Annotated in this window: 16 protein-coding genes; 9 read left to right on the forward strand and 7 right to left on the reverse strand. The window is 70.8% G+C overall.

Translation table 11 applies throughout. The features are described from left to right. The first annotated feature begins 90 nt into the window (after positions 1–90). From truA to accD, 6 genes are all read left to right on the forward strand, one after another. Entirely contained in the window at positions 91–873 is a 783-nt protein-coding gene (gene truA / locus AC3WRN_RS04500) for a tRNA pseudouridine(38-40) synthase TruA (RefSeq protein WP_068090558.1), read from the forward strand. Next, positions 870–1493 carry a phosphoribosylanthranilate isomerase gene (locus tag AC3WRN_RS04505; protein ID WP_492622074.1) on the forward strand — a complete coding sequence of 208 codons (624 nt, stop codon included), beginning with the start codon at positions 870–872 and terminating at the stop codon, positions 1491–1493. The genes truA and AC3WRN_RS04505 overlap by 4 nt, the downstream gene beginning before the upstream one ends. Before the next feature lie 5 nt (positions 1494–1498). After that, positions 1499–2503: a cupin-like domain-containing protein gene (locus AC3WRN_RS04510; RefSeq protein ID WP_492622262.1), complete on the forward strand. Its 1005-nt coding sequence runs from the start codon at positions 1499–1501 to the stop codon at positions 2501–2503. A gap of 66 nt (positions 2504–2569) precedes the next feature. After that, on the forward strand, positions 2570–3781 hold the full coding sequence (gene trpB / locus AC3WRN_RS04515; protein ID WP_068090552.1) for a tryptophan synthase subunit beta: 1212 nt from the start codon (positions 2570–2572) through the stop codon (positions 3779–3781). Beyond that, positions 3778–4578, forward strand: coding sequence for a tryptophan synthase subunit alpha (trpA, locus tag AC3WRN_RS04520; protein WP_068090550.1), 801 nt, complete (start codon positions 3778–3780; stop codon positions 4576–4578). Before trpB ends, trpA begins: the two co-directional genes overlap by 4 nt. A 51-nt stretch (positions 4579–4629) precedes the next feature. After that, complete coding sequence (gene accD, locus AC3WRN_RS04525) at positions 4630–5499, forward strand: acetyl-CoA carboxylase, carboxyltransferase subunit beta (protein ID WP_492622075.1); 870 nt, start codon at positions 4630–4632, stop codon at positions 5497–5499. A gap of 426 nt (positions 5500–5925) precedes the next feature. On the opposite strand, the gene AC3WRN_RS04530 is transcribed toward accD, so the two are convergent. Together AC3WRN_RS04530 and AC3WRN_RS04535 are read right to left on the reverse strand one after the other, a co-directional pair. After that, positions 5926–6489: a phosphatase PAP2 family protein gene (locus AC3WRN_RS04530; RefSeq protein WP_068090546.1), complete on the reverse strand. Its 564-nt coding sequence runs from the start codon at positions 6487–6489 to the stop codon at positions 5926–5928. After that, entirely contained in the window at positions 6458–7618 is a 1161-nt protein-coding gene (locus AC3WRN_RS04535; RefSeq protein ID WP_492622076.1) for a glycosyltransferase family 4 protein, read from the reverse strand. The genes AC3WRN_RS04530 and AC3WRN_RS04535 overlap by 32 nt, the downstream gene beginning before the upstream one ends. A gap of 112 nt (positions 7619–7730) precedes the next feature. Between AC3WRN_RS04535 and AC3WRN_RS04540 the strand changes: the two genes are divergently transcribed. The 3 genes from AC3WRN_RS04540 to gltX all read left to right on the forward strand — a co-directional run bounded on the left by AC3WRN_RS04540 (position 7731) and on the right by gltX (position 10015). Beyond that, the gene (locus AC3WRN_RS04540) at positions 7731–8168 is read left to right on the forward strand and encodes a DUF4399 domain-containing protein (protein ID WP_068090543.1); all 438 of its coding nucleotides are present in this window, start codon (positions 7731–7733) and stop codon (positions 8166–8168) included. Between the two features lie 41 nt (positions 8169–8209). Next, a complete protein-coding gene (locus AC3WRN_RS04545) occupies positions 8210–8542 on the forward strand; it encodes a hypothetical protein (RefSeq protein ID WP_068090539.1) in 333 nt (110 codons plus the stop codon). 72 nt (positions 8543–8614) lie between these two features. Further along, on the forward strand, positions 8615–10015 hold the full coding sequence (gene gltX / locus AC3WRN_RS04550; protein ID WP_492622077.1) for a glutamate--tRNA ligase: 1401 nt from the start codon (positions 8615–8617) through the stop codon (positions 10013–10015). Between the two features lie 12 nt (positions 10016–10027). Here gltX and AC3WRN_RS04555 read toward each other — a convergent pair whose 3' ends face one another. The 5 genes from AC3WRN_RS04555 to AC3WRN_RS04575 all read right to left on the reverse strand — a co-directional run bounded on the left by AC3WRN_RS04555 (position 10028) and on the right by AC3WRN_RS04575 (position 18107). Continuing rightward, positions 10028–11488: an efflux transporter outer membrane subunit gene (locus AC3WRN_RS04555; protein WP_492622078.1), complete on the reverse strand. Its 1461-nt coding sequence runs from the start codon at positions 11486–11488 to the stop codon at positions 10028–10030. Further along, positions 11485–14676 carry an efflux RND transporter permease subunit gene (locus AC3WRN_RS04560; RefSeq protein WP_492622079.1) on the reverse strand — a complete coding sequence of 1064 codons (3192 nt, stop codon included), beginning with the start codon at positions 14674–14676 and terminating at the stop codon, positions 11485–11487. The genes AC3WRN_RS04555 and AC3WRN_RS04560 overlap by 4 nt, the downstream gene beginning before the upstream one ends. Positions 14677–14708: 32 nt before the next feature. Then, positions 14709–15875, reverse strand: coding sequence for an efflux RND transporter periplasmic adaptor subunit (locus AC3WRN_RS04565; RefSeq protein WP_492622080.1), 1167 nt, complete (start codon positions 15873–15875; stop codon positions 14709–14711). Positions 15876–16038: 163 nt separating this feature from the next. Next, positions 16039–17424 (reverse strand): HAMP domain-containing sensor histidine kinase, encoded by a 1386-nt coding sequence (locus tag AC3WRN_RS04570; RefSeq protein ID WP_492622081.1) that lies wholly within the window; start codon positions 17422–17424, stop codon positions 16039–16041. Between the two features lie 5 nt (positions 17425–17429). Next, complete coding sequence (locus AC3WRN_RS04575; protein WP_492622082.1) at positions 17430–18107, reverse strand: response regulator transcription factor; 678 nt, start codon at positions 18105–18107, stop codon at positions 17430–17432. Positions 18108–18135 lie beyond the last annotated feature (28 nt).

Genomic DNA, 18135 nt, shown 5'->3' on the forward strand with positions numbered 1-18135 from the left:
CCCCCCCCCCCCCTCCCCCCCCCCCCCCCCCCCCGATGCCGTTGCGGCCTGCTAATCTTTCCGTTTTCACGTGGAATCCCGCACGACCCCATGCGCATCGCTCTCGGCATCGAATACGACGGCACCGACTTCAGCGGCTGGCAGCGCCTGAAGGACGAGGCCAGCGTGCAGGGAGCGCTGGAGCAGGCGTTGTCGAAGGTCGCCGACCATCCGGTCGAGGTCAGTTGCGCGGGGCGCACCGACGCCGGCGTGCATGGTCGCTGCCAGGTGGTGCATTTCGACACCGAGGCCCGCCGCGACATGCGCGGCTGGGTACTCGGCGGCTGCTCCAACCTCCCCCCCAGCGTGGCGGTGCTGTGGGCGCAGCCGGTGCCGGACAGTTTCCACGCGCGCTACGCAGCGCGCAGCCGGCGCTATCGCTACCACATCCTCAACCGGCCGGTGCGCGCGGCGCTGGACGCGCGCTACGTCACCTGGGAGCGCCTGCCGCTGGATGCCGCGCGCATGCATGCGGCGGCGCAGGCGCTGCTGGGCGAACACGATTTCAGCGCGTTCCGCGCCTTGTCCTGCCAGGCCGCGCACCCGCGCCGCAGCGTGCTGGCGGTGGGCGTGCGGCGCGACGACGGGCAGTTGTTCGTCGACATCGAGGCGAATGCGTTCCTGCACCACATGGTGCGCAACATCGTCGGCTCGCTACTGCTGATCGGCCGCGGCGAGCAGCCGGTCGAATGGATGGCCGAACTGCTGGCCGGCCGCGACCGTCAGGTGGCCGGGCCGACCGCGCCGGCTTCCGGGCTGACCTTCGTCGGGCCGCGCTACGAGGTGCATTGGGGCTTGCCGGCGGAAGTCTGCCTGGCGGGAGCCGGCCAATGACCCGCATCAAGTGCTGCGGCATGACCCGGACCGGGGACGCGCTGCTCGCCGCGCAGCTCGGCGCCGATGCGATCGGGCTGGTGTTCACCGCACGCAGCAGACGGCAGGTAACGCTGGCGCGGGCGCGCGAGATCGTGGCGGCATTGCCGCCGTTCGTGGCCACCGTCGCCTTGTTCATGGATGACGAGGCGAGCCTGGTGCAACAGGTGCTCGATGAAGTACGGCCCACCTTGCTGCAGTTCCACGGCAACGAGAGCGACGACTGGTGCGCGCAGTTCGGCCGTCCGTTCCTGAAGGCCATCGCGATGGGCGGGGGCACGGCGGCGCTGTCGCGGCTGCGGGAGTACCCGCGGGCTGCCGGCCTGCTGCTGGACGGCCATGCGACGGGCGAGGCCGGCGGCAGCGGCAGGACCTTCGACTGGTCACTGCTGCCGCGCGGGCTGGCGCAGCCGTTGATCCTCGCCGGCGGCCTGCACGCCGGCAACGTGGGCGACGCCGTGCGCGCGGCGCGTCCGTGGGCGGTGGACGTGGCCAGCGGGGTGGAGTCGGCGCCGGGAATCAAGGATCCGGCCCGGCTGGGAGCCTTCATCCGTGCGGTGCGCGCGGCGGACGCGGCGTGAGCGGCATGCCCATCGCGATCGAGGAACATCAGGATACCGGCCACCCCCTCGCACTCGCCGACCTGGTCGGTCGCGGCCGACCGCTGGTCATCCGCGGCCTGTGCCGCGACTGGCCGATGGTGGCGTGGGCGCGGCAGTCGGACACCGCATTCGCCCGGGAGCTGGCGCGGCTGGACAACGGCAGCGAGGTCGACGCGCTGCTGATGCCGCCGGGCGGGGGCGGGGAGATCGGTTACAACGCGGCGTTCGACGGCTTCAACTACACGCATCACCGCGTCTCGATCAGCCAGGGCCTGCAGCGGCTGGCGCAGTACAGCCGCCAGCCGGATGCGCCGGGCCTGGCGATGCAGAGCGCGCTGATCTCCGCCTGCCTGCCGGGGTTGCTGGACGGTCACGCGCTGCCCTTCCTCGACCGCAGCATCCAGCCGCGCATCTGGATCGGCAACCGGGTCACCACGCCGGCGCATTTCGACGAGTACCACAACGTCGCCTGCGTGGTATGCGGCGCCAGGCGCTTCACCCTGTTCGCGCCGGAACAGGCGCGCAACCTGTACGTCGGGCCACTGGATTTCGCGCCCACCGGCGCGGCGATCGGCATCGCCCGGCTCGACCGCCCCGACGATCCGCGCTTCCCTCGGCTGAAGCTGGCCCTGGCCGAGGCACAGGTGGCTGATTTGCACCCCGGCGACGCGATTTACATCCCGCCGATGTGGTGGCACCACGTCGAGTCGCTGGAGCGCATCAACGCGCTGGTGAACTACTGGTGGAAACCCGTGCCTGCCGGCGGCTACGCACCGGACACGGCGCTGGGCTGCCTGATGCATTGCATCCTCACCTTCCGCTCGCTGCCGCCCGCGGAGCGGGCCGCGTGGAAGACGTTGCTGGACTACTACGTATTCGACGACGAGGATCCCGCCGCGCATATCCCCGCCGACCGGCGCGGGATACTCGGCCCGCTGACGTCCGAGCAGCTGGCCGGGCTGAGGGAAACCATCCGGCGTTACCTGTGACCCATCAGGCGGGCTTGCCGCTAAGATGATCGCTTGCCGCAGTGCGGCATGCTACCGAGTGAGGACATGAGCAAGATCGTGGATTACAACGCTTACCCCGACGCGCACGGCCGTTTCGGCAACTACGGCGGCAGCTACGTTGCCGAGACCCTGATGGCGCCGCTGGCGGAATTGACCGAGGCGTACCTGCGCCTGCGCGACGATCCGGCGTTCATCGCCGAACTCGACCGCGACCTCAAGCACTACGTTGGCCGACCGAGTCCGATCTATCACGCCGAACGGCTGTCGCAGCATGTCGGCGGCGCGCGTATCCTGCTCAAGCGCGAGGACCTGAACCACACCGGCGCGCACAAGATCAACAACACCGTGGGCCAGGCGCTGGTCGCGCGCAACATGGGCAAGACCCGCATCATCGCTGAGACCGGCGCCGGCCAGCATGGCGTGGCCAGCGCCACGGTGGCCGCGCGGCTGGGCCTGAAGTGCGTGGTCTACATGGGCGCGGTCGACATCGAGCGGCAGAAGATCAACGTCTACCGCATGAAGCTGCTCGGCGCCGAGGTGGTGCCGGTGACCTCCGGCTCAAAGACGCTGAAGGACGCGCTGAACGAAGCGATGCGCGACTGGGTCACCAACGTCGCCGACACCTTCTACATCATCGGCACGGTGGCCGGCCCGCATCCGTATCCCATGATGGTGCGTGATTTCAATGCGATCGTGGGCCGCGAGGCGCGCGCGCAGATGCTGGAGCAGTACGGCCGTCTGCCCGACGTGCTGACCGCCTGCGTGGGCGGCGGCTCCAACGCGATCGGCTTGTTCCATGCGTTCCTCAACGACGAAGGCGTACGCATCGTCGGCGCCGAGGCGGCGGGCGAGGGCATCGCGACGGGACATCATGCCGCCTCGCTGGCCGCGGGCCGCCCCGGCGTTCTGCACGGCAACCGCACCTACGTGCTGTGCGACGACAACGGCCAGATCACCGAGACGCACTCGGTCTCGGCCGGCCTCGACTATCCCGGCGTCGGCCCCGAGCACGCGTTCCTGAAGGACACCGGCCGCGCCGATTATGTCGGCGTCACCGACGACGAGGCGCTGGAGGCGTTCCACCTGCTGGCGCGCACCGAAGGCATCCTGGCCGCGCTGGAATCCAGCCACGCGGTGGCGCAGGCGATCAAGCTGGCGCGTGGCATGCCGAAGGACGGCATCGTGCTGTGCAACCTGTCCGGCCGCGGCGACAAGGACGTGCACACGATCGCCGCGCGCGAAGGAGTCGAGGTATGAGCCGCATCGACCGTCGCTTCGCCGCGCTGAAAGCCGCCGGCCGCACCGGCCTGATCCCGTTCGTCACCGCCGGCGATCCGTCGCCGCAGCACATGGTGGCGCTGATGCACGCGCTGGTGGACGCCGGCGCCGACCTCATCGAACTGGGCGTGCCGTTCTCCGACCCGATGGCCGACGGCCCGGTGATCCAGCACGCCAGCGAGCGGGCGATTGCGAAGGGCGTGGGCCTGGCCGACGTGCTGGGCTGGGTCGCCGCGTTCCGCCGGCGCGATGCGGACACGCCGATCGTGCTGATGGGCTACTTGAATCCGGTCGAGATCCACGGCTACGCGCGCTTTGCGCAGGAGGCCGTGCAGGCCGGCGTCGACGGCCTGCTGCTGGTCGATTGCCCGCTGGAGGAGTCCGCCGTGCTGCAGCCGCTGCGCGACGCCGGACTGCAGCAGATCCTGCTCGCCGCGCCCACCACCGAACCCTCGCGTATGGCGCAGCTGTGCGGTTCGGCCGAGGGTTTCCTGTACTATGTCTCGTTCGCCGGCATCACCGGTGCGGCACACTTGAGCACCGGCGACATCGCCGCGCGCGTGGCGGATATCCGCACCCGGGCGAAGGCGCCGGTGGCGGTGGGCTTCGGCATCCGCGACGCGGCGAGCGCGCAGGCGATCGCCGGCTTCGCCGACGCGGTGGTGATCGGCAGCGCGTTGGTGGATCGGCTGGCCGGGGCGACGGATGCCGAGGAAATCGTCCGACGCACGCAGGCGTTCCTGGCGCCGATCCGCGCCGCGCTGGATGCACATTGAGAGCACGCACCGCCGGATGGCGGCGCGCTCACGAACAGTCAGGGTGATGCAATGAATTGGCTGCAGAAAATCATGAACCCGCGCACCCGCCCGCAGGCCTCGAACGGCGGCAAGGGCTCGGTGCCCGAAGGCGTGTGGGAGAAGTGCGGCGGCTGCGGCACAGTGCTGTACAAGCCGGAGCTGGAACGCAACCTGATGGTCTGCCCCAAGTGCGGCCATCACCACTACATCAGCGCGCGTGCGCGGCTCGATGCGCTGCTCGACGAAGGTTCGGCGCAGGAACTGTGGGCCGGCCTGGAGCCGACCGACCCGCTGAAGTTCCGCGACTCCAAGAAGTACCGCGACCGCATCGTCGCGACCCAGAAGAAGATCGGCGAGAAGGACGCGATGGTCGCGATGAGCGGCCGGCTCAAGGGCCGCCCGCTGGTGGCGACGGCGTTCGAGTTCGCCTACATGGGCGGTTCGATGGGTTCGGTGGTCGGCGAGAAGTTCGCGCGCGCCGCCGAGCGTGCGCTGGCCGACCGGAGCGCGCTGGTGTGCTTCTCCGCCACCGGCGGCGCGCGCATGCAGGAAGCGCTGTTCTCGCTGATGCAGATGGCCAAGACCTCCGCCGCGCTGGCGCGCCTGCGCGACGCCGGCGTGCCGTACATCAGCGTACTGACCAACCCGACCACCGGCGGCGTCTCCGCCAGCCTGGCGATGCTGGGCGACATCAACATCGGCGAACCGAAGGCGCTGATCGGCTTCGCCGGCCCGCGCGTGATCGAGCAGACCGTGCGCGAGACCCTGCCGGAAGGCTTCCAGCGTTCGGAGTTCCTGCTCGATCACGGCGCGATCGACCTGATCGTCGACCGCCGCGAGATGCGCGACAAGCTGGCCGACCTGCTCGGCATCCTGATGAAGGCGCCGCGCGCGGCCTGATCCGGGGTCGCCACGACGATGCGATGCCGCCTGCGGGCGGCATCGCCGTTTTCGCGGTCGGGTTTTCCACAGACGCTGTGGAAGCGCATCGGCAAAGCCTGTGGACAAGCGTCGTGCGGCGCTTTTCCGTCAGGCACTTGCTACGCGTTGCGCAGGGGTTGCGCAGCGCTGCCGGCTGCGCAGGCGGTCGGCATGCGTTTTTTTCCACAGCGATGGTGGGTGTCTTCTGTACAAGCCTGTGGACAAGCGCGGCGCGCGCCTTTGTCGACAGGCACTTGTCACGCGCTGCGGTTTTTTTGCGCAGCGGCGCGAAGTTCTCCACAGCGGTTGTGGAACGCGCGCGGCAAAGCCTGTGGACAAGTAGGCTATCTGCCTGAGCGCAAAGGCAACGCCGACGGCGTGCGCAGAAGTTGCGCAGCGGCGTGTTCAGAGCGGCGCCGCGATCAACCAGATCGAGGCGCTGCCGAGGCCGCCGCCGATCACGATGGCGGCCAGCACGTCGCTGGGGTAGTGCAGGCCGAGGATCACCCGCGACGCGGCGACCAGCGCGGTGAAGCCCAGCAGCAGCGGCGCCAGCGACGGATACCAGGCCAGCGCCACGATGGTGAAGCCCACCGCCTGCAGGGTATGCCCGGACGGGAAACTGAACTCGTCCAGCGGCGGCACGTGCGCGATCACGCCGGGACAGGCGCGGTACGGACGCGGGCGGCGCGTCCAGCGCTTGAGCAGGCGGTACAGCAGCAGCGCGGCGAGTCCGGTGACCGCCATGTGCGCGGCCGCGACCAGCCCGTGCCGGCCGCCGAACGCCGCCAGCGCCGCCATCAGCGCATACCAGAACACGCCGTCGCCGAGCCGGCTGACCATGCCGAAGAATGCCCCCACCACGCGGCGGGCGCCCCAATGGTTGGCGATCACGCAGACGCGGCGGTCCAGCGCGAAACGCGGCCCGGGCAGGAGTTCAGACGTGGGCAGCGACGGAGGCGTGTTCATGCAGGTTCTCCTCGGCCATTTCGCGCAGCAGGTTTTCGAAATCGCGGATCACCGATTCCGGCGAGAGTCCCGCCACGCCGGCATGCGCCGCGCGGCCCATGTGCCGGATCAGCGCCGGGTTGCTGGCCAGCCTCACGGTGGCGTCGATGAAGGCCGCCTGGTCGCCCGAGGCGATGCAGCAGCCGTTGACGCCGTCGACGAGGTGCTCGCGCGCCGCGCCCTCGGCGTACGCCACCACCGGCAGGCCGGCGGCCAGTGCCTCGATGATCACGTTGCCGAAGGTTTCGCTGAGGCTGGGAAACGGGAACAGGTCGGCGCTGGCGACGTGCCGCGCCAGCGCCTCGTCGCGCTGCATCCCGGCGAAGATGAAATCCGGGTGGGCTTCCTGCAGCGCGGCGCGGGCGGGACCGTCGCCGACCCACACGTAGCGCGCCTGCGGCACCTGCTGCTGGACCGCCTGGAACGCCTGCACCGCGAGCTCCAGATTCTTTTCCGCGGCGATGCGACCCACGTAGAGCACCACCGGCGTGGCGGCGTCGGCGCCCCAGCTCGCGCGCAGCGCCTCGTCGCGCCGGCTGGGATGGAACAGCTGCGTGTCCACCGCGCGACGCAGCAGGCGTGCGTTGGAAATGCCCATGGCGTGCAGCTCCAGTGCGAGTGCGTTGGTCGGCACCAGGGTGGCGACGGCGCGCATGTGGAAGCGGCGCAGGTAGCCGCGCACCAGCGGCGTGAGCAGGCCCACGCCGTAATGGCCGGCGTACTGGTCGAAACGGGTGTGGAAACCGCTGCTGATCGGAATGCCCATCCGCCTGGCGGTGCGCACGGCCGACCAGCCCAGCGGGCCTTCGGTGGCGACGTAGACCGCGTCGGGGCGTTGCCGCGACCAGTGTTCGCGCAGCGTGCGGCCGGCGGGCAGGCCGAAGCGCAGCCCCGGGTAGCGGGGCAGCGCACCGCCGCGCACGTCGAGCGCGGCGATGCCGGGTTCGTCGCGGTGCGGCGGCGACTGGCGCGGGCGGATCAGGTCGATGCTGTGGCCGCGGGCGGCGAGTCCGGCGGCGAGGCTATGTACGGTCAGCGCGACGCCGTTGATTTCCGGTGGATAGGTTTCGCTGACGATGCCGATGCGCATGCGGATACCCGTGCTGGCTTGGCGCAGCTTCGCGGGGCGGCGTTGCGCTGGCGTGGCGGGCGCATGACGCTGCGCTTACACTGGGCCATTCTTCCCGCGCCGGAGCCCGACGATGAAACGCATCCTGCTCGCCCTGGCACTGACCGGACTGGCCGGTGCCGCGATCGCCGCCGATGTCCCCGCCGGCTTGCCGGTCACGCCGGCCCCCGCTGGCGCCGGGGTCTACATCATCTCGCCCGTCGACGGCGCCACCGTGGGCCGGGAGGTCACCGTGCGCTTCGGCCTCAAGGGCATGGGCGTAGCGCCGGCGGGCGTGGCTCGGGAGCATACCGGCCACCACCACCTGCTGGTCGACGTGAAGGAGCTGCCGCCCGCCGGCCAGCCGATCGCGAAGGACGACGACCATCTCCACTTCGGCGGCGGCCAGACCGAGACCACGCTGAAGCTGAAGCCCGGCACGCACACCTTGCAGCTGGAACTGGGCGACGAGAACCACGTGCCGTTCGAGCCGGCCGTGGTGTCGAGGAAGATCACCATCCACGTCAGGTAGGCCGGTGCGCCGATGGCGCCGGATCCTTCCGGAGCGTTGCCATGAAACTGCCGATCCTCGCGTTCGCCCTGTCCATGCCGCTGGCCGCGATGGCCTCCGCGACGCCCATGCTGCAGGAACGGCGGGCGGCCGAGCCCGGCACGCCCGCCACCCCGGCCAGGCCCCACCAGCCGCTGTTCATCGTCAAGTACGTGCTGGTGGACGCGCCGCCGGAGGCGAAGGACGTCCCCCGGCTCGATCCGGGCGATGGCCGGGCGGCGATCCATGCCGTGCCGCTGTCGGGCGGGCAGTGGCCGGTCGTGCCGCTGGGCACTGTTTTTCGCGATCCCAACATGTACGTGTGCAGCAGTTGGGGATGCCGGGGCGCCCACTGAGCGTCCCGTCCATGCCGCGGGCCGGGTGGGTTCGGCTAAAATGCGCGGTTTGACGTCCGTCCGAAGAATCCCATGACCGTCCGCACCCGCTTCGCCCCCAGCCCCACCGGTTTCCTGCACATCGGCGGGGCGCGCACCGCGCTGTACTGCTGGCTGGAGGCGCGCCGGCGCGGCGGCCAGTTCATCCTGCGCATCGAGGATACCGACCGCGAGCGCTCCACCGACGAGGCGGTGCAGGCGATCCTCGATGCGATGCACTGGCTCGACCTCGACGCCGACGAGGGCCCGTTCTACCAGACGCAGCGGCTGGCGCGGTACAGGCAGGTCGCCGACGGGCTGGTCGCCGCGGGCAAGGCCTACTACGCCTACGAGAGCAAGGAAGAGATCGAGGCGATGCGCGAGGCCGCCATGGCGAAGGGCGAGAAGCCCCGCTACAACGGCCACTACCGCGATCGCAACGAATCTTTCCGTGAAGATCCCAATCGCGTGATCCGTTTCCGCAACCCGAGCGAAGGCTCGGTGGTGTTCGACGACAAGGTGAAGGGCCGTATCGAGATCGCCAACAGCGAGCTGGACGACCTGGTGATCTTCCGCTCCGACGGCTGGCCCACCTACAACTTCGCCGTGGTGGTCGACGACATCGACATGGGCATCACCGAGGTGATCCGCGGCGATGACCACGTCAACAACACGCCGCGGCAGATCAACATCTACCACGCGCTGGGCGCGCCGGTGCCGGAGTTCGCGCACCTGCCGATGATCCTCGACAAGGAGGGCAAGAAGCTCTCCAAGCGCACCAACTCGGTCAGCGTGATGGAGTACCGCGCCGACGGCTTCCTGCCGCACGCGATCCTCAACTACCTGGTGCGGCTGGGCTGGTCGCACGGCGACCAGGAAATCTTCTCGCGCGAGGAGATGATCGCGCTGTTCGACATCGCCGACGTCAACAAGGCCGCCTCGCGCTTCGACACCGAGAAGCTGGCCTGGCTCAACCAGCACTACCTGAAGACCGACGCCCCGCAGTCGCTGGCCGCCGAATTCGAGTGGCACCTGCAGCGGGCCGGCATCGACTTCGCGCCTGGCCCGAAGCCGGTCGACGTGATCGTGGCGTTGCGCGACCGCGTGCACACGCTGAAGGAAATGGCCGAGCGCGCGAAGATCTGGTACGGCCCGATCACCGAGTGGGACGACAAGGCGGTCGCCAAGCACCTGAAGAGCGACAGCGCACCGGCCGTGCTGGGCGAGGCGAAGGCGCTGCTGGCCGAGTGTGCGTGGACTCCCGAGGCGATCCACCAGGCGGTGGAGCAGCTCGCCGCCAAGCTCGGCCTGGGCATGGGCAAGATCGCCCAGCCGCTGCGGGTGGCGATGACCGGCACCCAGGTGTCGCCCTCGATCGACCACACCGTCTACCTGGCCGGCCGCAGCGAGGCGCTGCGGCGCCTCGACGACGCACGAGCCCGCGCGCAGGGCTGAGCCCCGCGCGGATCATGGCTTCGGCGTGGCATCCGACCAGTCGCCGCCGAGCGCGAGGTACAGCGCCGCGGTATCGGCGTAGCGCGCCGCCTGCATCTGCACCGCGGCGATGCGCGCCTGTCGCCAGGCCTGTTCCGCCGCGAGCACGGCCAGCCCGCCCACCTGGCCCGCCTGCTGCTGCCGGCGGGTGAGTTCCAGCGTGCGCTGCGCCGCGGCTGCCGCGGCGGTGGCGGCCTCGGCCGCGCGGGCGTCCGCTTCCAGCGCGTAGAGCGCGTCGGCGACGTTCTGGAACGCGACCAGCACGGCGCCGCGGTACTGCGCCACGGCTTGCTGCAGGGCGGCTTCGGCGGCGCGCTGGCGATGCTTCAGCGCACCGAAGTCGAGCACGGTCTGCGCCACGCCGCCGGTCAGGCTCCAGAACGTGTTGCCCGAGGCGAACATCCGGCCGAAGGCAGTGGCGCTGCCGCCGTACTGCGCGGACAGCGAGAACTGCGGGAAACGGCTGGCCACGGCCACGCCGACCTGGGCGCTGGCGGCATGCACCTGGGCCTCGGCCGCGCGCACGTCCGGGCGCCGCTCGACCAGCGTGGCGGGCAGCGCCACCGGCACCTCGCGCGGCAGCTGCAGCCCGTCCAGCGCGAACGGCGGATCGCTCGCCTGCGCGGGCGGCTCGCCGGCCAGCACCGCGAGCAGGTCGCGGTTCTGTTCCTCCTGCTTCTGCAGCACGGGCAGGCTGGACCGGGCCTGCGCCAGGGCGGTTTCCTGCGCCGCCACGTCGAGGCCGGAAGCGCCACCCAGTTCCGCCTGCCGGCGCACCAGCGCGAGCGCGCGGGTGGCGTCCGCGACGATGCCTTCGGTCGCCTCGATCTGCGCGCGCAGCGAGGCTTCCTGGATGGCCGCCGCCACCACGTTCGCGGCCAGCGCCTGCCGCACGGCTTCCAGCTGCAGGCGCTGCGCCTGCGCCTGCGCGGCGAGCGACTCGACCGTGCGCCGGTTCAGCCCGAACACGTCCGGCGCGTAGCCCACCGTGAGCTGTGCCGTGTGCAGCGTGTACATCGGCTGGCCGGAAGCGAGCGTGGGCGAGATCGTGCCGACCGCGTTCTGCTGGCGGCTGGCCGAGTAGCCGAGCTGCACGTTCGGCAGGAACGCCGCCCGCTGCGCCGCGAGGTTTTCCTGCGCCACGCGCAGCGCGGCCTGTGCGCCGTCGATCGACGGATTGTGCGCCAGCGCGCGACGCACCAAGGCATCCAGCGGTGGCGAGCCGAAGGCCTGCCACCATGCCCCGGCATCATCGGTGCCGAGTGCCAGGCGCTGGTTGTCGCCGTGGCTGCCCACCGTCGCCGGCAACGGTCCGCGCAGGTAGGCGTCCGCTGCCGGCAACGCCGGGCGCCGGTAGTCGGGGCCGACCGCGCAGCCGGCGACGAGCACCGCGGCGGCGAAGCAGGTGACGGAACGGATCGTGCGCGCGTTCACGGCGCAGCCTCCGCCGCGGCGCGGCGCCGGCTCCGCCGTTGCGACCACTCCACCACCAGCACCTGCAGCGCGGGCGCCACCACCAGCAGCATCACCGGCCCGAGCAGCATGCCGCCCACCACCACCGTGGCCAGCGGGCGCTGCACCTGGCTGCCGATGCCGCTGGACAGTGCCGCGGGCAGCAGGCCGATGCAGGCCGAGAGCGCGGTCATCAGCATCGGGCGCATGCGCTGTTCGGCCGCCAGGCGCATCGCCTCCGCCGGCGGCTGGCCCTCGAACAACAGGTGGTTGAAGTGGGTGATGACCAGGATGCCGTTCATCACCGACACGCCGAACAGCGAGATGAAGCCGATCGCGGCCGACACGCTCAGGTTAAGCCCCGTCAGGTACAGCGCGATCAGGCCGCCGGCGATCGAGAAGGGGATCGCGGCGAGCGTGAGCAGGCTGTCGCGCAGCGAGTTGAACAGCGTGTAGAGCAGGGCGAGGATCAGGCCGACGGCGATCGGCAGCACCACCGCCAGGCGCGCCTTGGCCTGCTGCATGTCCTCGAACTCGCCCGCCCATGCCAGGTGATAGCCGGCCGGCAGCTCGACGTGCTCGGCGATGCGCCGCTGCGCTTCGGCCACGGTGCCGCCGAGGTCGCGGCCGCGCACGCTGAACTTCACCGGGATGAAGCGCTCGTTGCGCTCGTGGTAGATGTAGGAGGCGCCGGTGTCGAGCGAGATGTCCGCCACGTCGCGCAGCGGCACGTAGGCCGTGGCGCCGTTCGGTGCGGCATAGCCGACCTGGATGCCGCCGATCGCCTGCACGTCGGAGCGGTACTGCGGCGCCAGCCGCACGGTCAGCGGGAACTGGCGGTCGCCCTCCATCACCGTGGTGGCCTGGGTGCCGCCGGCCGCCGCCTGGATCACGCTGTTGATGTCGCCGGTGTTGAGGCCGTAGCGCGCCGCTTTGGCGCGGTCGATGGTGATGTCGAGGTTGGGCTGGCCGAGCACGTGGAACACGCCGAGGTCCTCCACGCCGCGCACCCGGCGCATCTGCTCCATCACCTGGTCGGCCAGCTTCTCCAGCACCGGCAGTTCCGGGCCGACGATCTTCACCGAGTTGGCGCCCTTCACGCCGGACAGGCCCTCTTCGATGTTGTCCTGGATGTACTGCGAGAAGTTGACCTGCACCCCGGGGAAGGCCTGCTCGAACTCGCGCTGCAGCGCATCCACCAGCTTCTCCTTGGTGTCGCCGGCGGGCCACTCGTCCTGCGGCTTCAGCGGCACGAACAGCTCGACGTTGTAGAAGCCCGAGGCATCGCTACCGTCGTCCGGGCGGCCATGCTGGGAAACCACGGTGATCACCTCCGGATGCGCCTTGATCAGGCGCCGCATGCGGCCCGCCTGGGCCTCGCCGGCCTCCAGCGAGATGGTGGTGGGCATGGTGGCGCGGATCCACAGGTTGCCTTCTTCCAGCGTCGGCATGAACTCGGTGCCGATGCGGGTGACCAGCAGCCCGGCGACCAGCAGGAAGCCAAGGCCGATCAGCACGGTCAGCCGGCGCCGGCGCAGCGCCCAGCACAGCACCGGCGAGTAGAGCCGGCGGATCGCGCGCACGAACCAGGTCTCCGTTTCCGCGACATGGCGCGGCAGCAGCAGCGAGGCCAGCACCGGCGTCACCGTGAAGGTGGCGATCAGCGCGCCGGACAGCGCGTAGGCGTAGGTGCGCGCCATCGGGTTGAAGATCTGGCCTTCCACGCCCTGCATGGTGAACAGCGGAATGAAGGCGGCTACCGTGATCGCGGAGGAGAACAGCACCGCCCGGTCGACCTGGATCGCGCTGATGAACAGTAGGCGCAGGCGCTCCTTCCAGCTGTGCGCGGCGCCGCCGCGGGCGTACATGGCGAACTCGTTCTGCGCGTGCTCGTGCAGCAGTTCCTGCCGCTCGTCGGCGCTCTTCTGGAAGTTGCGGAAGATGTTCTCGATCAGGATCACCGCCGAGTCGACGATGATGCCGAAGTCCACCGCGCCCACCGAGAGCAGGTTGGCCGACTCGCCCAGCGCCACCATCAGGATGATGCTGAAGAACAGCGCCACCGGTATGTTGGCGCTGACGATCACCGCGCTGCGCAGGTCGCCGAGGAAGGTCCACTGGATCAGGAACACTAGCAGGCAGCCGAACAGCAGGTTGTGCAGCACCGTGCGGGTGGTGACCGCGACCAGGGTGGAGCGGTCGTAGATCGGCGCGAGATGCACGCCGGCGGGCAGGGTGCCGTCGCTGTTCAGCTTGTCGACCTCGGCCTTGACCCGAGCCACCACGTCGCTGGTCTTCTCGGTGCGGTTCATCACCACGATGCCGGTCACCACGTCGTCCTGGTCGTCGCGGCCGGCCTGGCCCAGGCGCGGCACGTGGCCGACCGAGACCCGGGCGACGTCCTTCACCAGCACCGGCGTGCCGTGCGACTGCGCCAGCACGATGTCGCCGATGTCCCGGGTGTCGCGGATCAGGCCGATGCCGCGGATGTTCACCGACTGCTGGCCGATGTTGATCGTGCGCCCGCCGACGTTGGTGTTGGCATTGCCGATCGCCGCGATCAGCTGGGGCAAGGTGATGCCGTAGCCCTGCAGCCGGTGCAGGTCGGCGTCCACCTCGTAGGCCTTGGTGGTGCCGCCCCAGGTGACCACCTGGGCCACGCCGGGCACCGACAGCAGGCGGTGGCTGACCACCCAATCCTGCAGCGTGCGCAATTGGGTCAACCCGAAGTGCGGCGGGCCGACCAGCTGGTAGCGGTAGATCTCGCCGACCAGGCTGGAGGCCTGGATCTGCGGCTGCACGCCATTGGGCAGGCTCACGTTCTGCTGCAGGTTGAGGGCGGCCTGCGTGTACGCCTGGTAGTAGCCGACGCCGTACTTGAAGGTGACGCGCACGAAGGACAGGCCGTAGAACGAGGTGGAGCGGATCGTGTCCACCCCAGGCGTGGTCGCCAGGCCGAGTTCCATCGGGCGGGTGTAGGAGCGCTCCATTTCCTCGGCCGACAGGCCGGGTGCCTGCGCGGTGATTTCCAGGATCACCGGGGCCGGGTTCGGATAGGCCTCGATGTTGAGCTTCGAATACGCCACCAGGCCGGCGATCAGGAACGCCAGCAGCGCCATCAGCACGATGGAGCGGCGATTGAGCGCGAATGCGACGATGCCTCTGAGCACGATCCGTTTCCTTGCGGGTGGGCTGCCGGCGGTTACTGCGACTGCAGCGCCAGCGCATTGCTCAGGAACAGCGCGCCGGTGCCGGCCACGCGCTCGCCGGCGGCGAGGCCGGCGACGATCTCGTCCTGGCCGTCCTGCTGCCGGCCCAGTTCCACCGGGCGCCGCGTGAAGCGGCGGCCGTCGGTGGTGACGTACACCGTCATGGTGCCGTCGCCCTCGCGCACCACCGCGTCCGCCGGCACCGCCACGGCTTGCGCCGGCGGCGCGGTGCGCACCTCCATGCTGGCCAGCATCTGCGGGCGCAGCCGTGCGTCGGCGCCGTGCAGCACCGTGCGCACCTGCACGCGGTGGGTGGCCGGATCGACGCTGCTGCCGACCAGGTCGACCCGGCCCTGCAACGTCAGCCCCCGCAGCGCGTCCACCCGCACGCTGGCCGGATCGCCGGGACGGATCTCGGCGATCTCGTCTTCCGGCACGGTGGCCACCATCCACAGGGCATCGTCGGCCGCCACGCTGATGGGCGCGGCGCCGCCCTGTTGCAGCCAATCGCCCGGAGCCACCGCGCGCGTCGCCACCCGCCCGGCGATCGGGCTGGTCACGCGCAGCTCGCCGTCGATGGCGCGGCGGGCGGCGATGCGGTCGATCTGCGCGTCGGTCAGGCCGAGCAGGCGCAGCGCCGTGCGTGCCGAGCGGTAGCTGGCCTCGGCGGTCTGCTGGTCCGCGACGGCCTGTTCCAGGTCCTTGCCGGCGTTGGCCTGGATGTCGAACAGATGGTGCGCGCGTTCGAGGGTATGGCCGGCCAGGGCGCGCATGCCGGTGGCGGCGACCAGGTTCGATTCGGCCTGGGTGAGGTCGGCGCTGTCGACGGTGAACAGCACCTGCCCCCTGGCCACGCGGTCGCCGACCTGCACCAGCACCTGCCGCACGCGCCCCTGGTAAGGCGAGGACACCTGGGCCAGGCGGTCCTGGTCGAAGTCAATGTAGCCGACGGCCTGGAGGCGACGGTCGAACGCGCGCCATTGGGACGGCAGCACGGCCACCTGCTGCGCCTGGCGCTCGGTCAGCGTGACGCTGTCGCCGGGCCGGGCCGCGGCGGCGGGCGGGTCGGCCCGGCGGCCGCAGGCGGCGAGGGCGGCCAGCAGTGCCGCGAGCAGGCACGGGTGCAGCGCCGGGCGCACCGTTCGGATGAGGTCATGCATCACGCATTCCTTGGGGCGGGGGCATGCGCAGGTCGCGCGGCAATGGGCCGCGTGCGGGGCGAGGCCGCCGCCTCGGCGTGGACCGCTGCGGAAGGCCGCGTGCCGGGCGGCGCTACGCGTGCTGGGCGGCGCTAAGTTAGTCGCGCGACCCGGAAGGGAACAGTTACCGTCCGGAAAGGTTGTCGTCGCTCCCGCGCGGCAGCCGGATGACCACGCGAAGGCCGGGGGCCGCATCCTCCAGCCGAAGCCGCCCGCGATGCAGGGCGACCACGGCCGCCGCGATGGACAGGCCCAGGCCGTTGCCGCGCTGGTAGCGGCTGGCGTCGGCGCGGAAGAACGGCTCGGTCGCCCGGCCCAGCAGCCCGGGCGGAATGCCGGGGCCGTTGTCGGCCACCTCGATGCGCACGCCTTCCGCCGCGGCGCGCACGTCGACCCGCACCACGGTGCCATGGCCGGCATACTTGAGCGCGTTGTCGAGCAGGTTGGCGAGCACGCCCGCCAGCAGGTCGCGGTCGGCCTCCACTTGCGGCTCGCCCTCGACCGCCAGCGTGAGCGTCATGCCCTCGTTCTCGGCCGCCGGCTGGTACAGCTCGACGATGTCGCCGACCAGTTCGCGCAGCGCGACCGGTTCGAAGTTCTGGCGGCGCACGCCGGCTTCCGCCTCGGCGATCTGCAGCAGCTTGTCCACCAGGCGGGTGACCGCGTCGATCTCGTCGATCGCGCTTGCCGCGCCTTCGCGCAGGGCCTGTGGCGGCTGCTGCGGATGCAGCGCGTCCTCCAGTACGGCGCGGATGCGGCCCAGCGGCGTGCGCAGGTCGTGCGCGATCGCGTTGGAGACGTCGCGGGCGCTGTCCATCAGCTGCTCGATCTGGTCGAGCATGCGGTTGACGTCGCGCGCCACCATCGCGAACTCGTCGCGCGAACGGCCGACCGCGATGCGCCGGTCCAGCCGCCCGGCGGCGACTTCCTCGGTGGTGCGGTGGATCGCCTTGAGCTGGCGTTGCAGCTGCAGCCGCACCAGCAGCGCGCCGCCTGCCGCCAGCGCGAAGGCGATCAGGCCGCCCATGGCCAGCGCGGCCAGCACCATGCGTTCGAGGTCGCGCTGGTCCTGCAGGTCGCGCCCGACCACCAGCACCGCACCGTCCGGGAAGCGGTGCACGAGCAGGCGTCCCACGGTGTCCTGGCCGCGCCGCCGCACCTGCTGCTCCAGCAGTTCCCCGGTGGCGGTGCCGGTGGCGCGCCAGCGGTCGAGGTTGCCGATCAGCACGCCGCCGTCGGGGGCGTCGAGCTGGTAGATCTCGGTGTTGACGTCCTGGTCGTCGTTGAGCAGGCCGAAGATCTCCTGGCGCAGCGCGGGCAGCCCCTGGTGGTCGTGCAGTTGCACCAGCCGGCGCGCCCCCAGCTCGAGCTGCTTGTCGATGTTGCGCGCGAGCAGGCCGGCGGTGCCGATGTAGAAGATCGCCGAAACCACCGCGACCGAGACCAGCAGCAGCAGGCCGTAGCCCAGCGCCATGCGCAGCACGACGGAATGGCGCAGGCCGCCGCCCATGGCACTCATTCGGCGCGCAGGGTATAGCCGACCCCGCGTGCGGTGTGGATCAGCGGCGCCGGGAAGTCGCGGTCCACCTTGTTGCGCAACCGGCTTATCTGCACGTCGATGACGTTGGTTTCCGGATCGAAGTGATAGCCCCACACCGCGGTGAGCAGCATCCGCCGGGTAACCACCATGCCCTGGTGGCGTGCCAGGTATTCGAGCAACTGGTATTCGCGCGGCTGCAGCGCGATGGCCTGGGTGCCGCGGTGCACGCGCCGGTTGCGGGTGTCCACGCGCAGGTCGCCGATCTCGATCACGTCCGGTTCGCCGCGCTGCACCGCGCGCCGCGCCAGCGCCTCGATCCGCGCCAGCAGCTCGTCGAACGCGAACGGCTTGCCCAGGTAATCGTCGCCGCCGCTGCGCAGGCCGCGCACGCGCTCGTCCAGGCTGGACAGCGCGCTCAGCACGATCACGGGCGTGGCGACACCGTGGCTGCGCAACGCGGCGAGCACGCCGAGGCCGTCCACGCCGCCGGGCAGCATGCGGTCCAGCACCACCACGTCCCAGCTGCGGTCCAGCGCCAGGCGCAATCCGGTATCGCCTTCGTGGCATGCCTGCACCACATGGCCGGCCCGCTCCAGCCCATGGCGGACCAGCTCGGCGGTCGCCAGGTCGTCCTCGATCAGCAGGCAGCGCATGGGCGATGGTTCCTCGTGGGCTCGACGG

This window comes from Rhodanobacter sp. FW101-FHT13A11, from assembly GCF_058790335.1.

Excerpts from the sequence above, each read along its gene's own strand:
- truA (WP_068090558.1), top strand. The coding sequence starts at position 91 with ATGCGCATCGCTCTCGGCATCGAATACGACGGCACCGACTTCAGCGGC.
- AC3WRN_RS04505 (WP_492622074.1), top strand. The coding sequence starts at position 870 with ATGACCCGCATCAAGTGCTGCGGCATGACCCGGACCGGGGACGCGCTG.
- AC3WRN_RS04510 (WP_492622262.1), top strand. The coding sequence starts at position 1,499 with ATGCCCATCGCGATCGAGGAACATCAGGATACCGGCCACCCCCTCGCA.
- trpB (WP_068090552.1), top strand. The coding sequence starts at position 2,570 with ATGAGCAAGATCGTGGATTACAACGCTTACCCCGACGCGCACGGCCGT.
- trpA (WP_068090550.1), top strand. The coding sequence starts at position 3,778 with ATGAGCCGCATCGACCGTCGCTTCGCCGCGCTGAAAGCCGCCGGCCGC.
- accD (WP_492622075.1), top strand. The coding sequence starts at position 4,630 with ATGAATTGGCTGCAGAAAATCATGAACCCGCGCACCCGCCCGCAGGCC.
- AC3WRN_RS04530 (WP_068090546.1), bottom strand. The coding sequence starts at position 6,489 with ATGAACACGCCTCCGTCGCTGCCCACGTCTGAACTCCTGCCCGGGCCG.
- AC3WRN_RS04535 (WP_492622076.1), bottom strand. The coding sequence starts at position 7,618 with ATGCGCATCGGCATCGTCAGCGAAACCTATCCACCGGAAATCAACGGC.
- AC3WRN_RS04540 (WP_068090543.1), top strand. The coding sequence starts at position 7,731 with ATGAAACGCATCCTGCTCGCCCTGGCACTGACCGGACTGGCCGGTGCC.
- AC3WRN_RS04545 (WP_068090539.1), top strand. The coding sequence starts at position 8,210 with ATGAAACTGCCGATCCTCGCGTTCGCCCTGTCCATGCCGCTGGCCGCG.
- gltX (WP_492622077.1), top strand. The coding sequence starts at position 8,615 with ATGACCGTCCGCACCCGCTTCGCCCCCAGCCCCACCGGTTTCCTGCAC.
- AC3WRN_RS04565 (WP_492622080.1), bottom strand. The coding sequence starts at position 15,875 with ATGCATGACCTCATCCGAACGGTGCGCCCGGCGCTGCACCCGTGCCTG.
- AC3WRN_RS04570 (WP_492622081.1), bottom strand. The coding sequence starts at position 17,424 with ATGGGCGGCGGCCTGCGCCATTCCGTCGTGCTGCGCATGGCGCTGGGC.
- AC3WRN_RS04575 (WP_492622082.1), bottom strand. The coding sequence starts at position 18,107 with ATGCGCTGCCTGCTGATCGAGGACGACCTGGCGACCGCCGAGCTGGTC.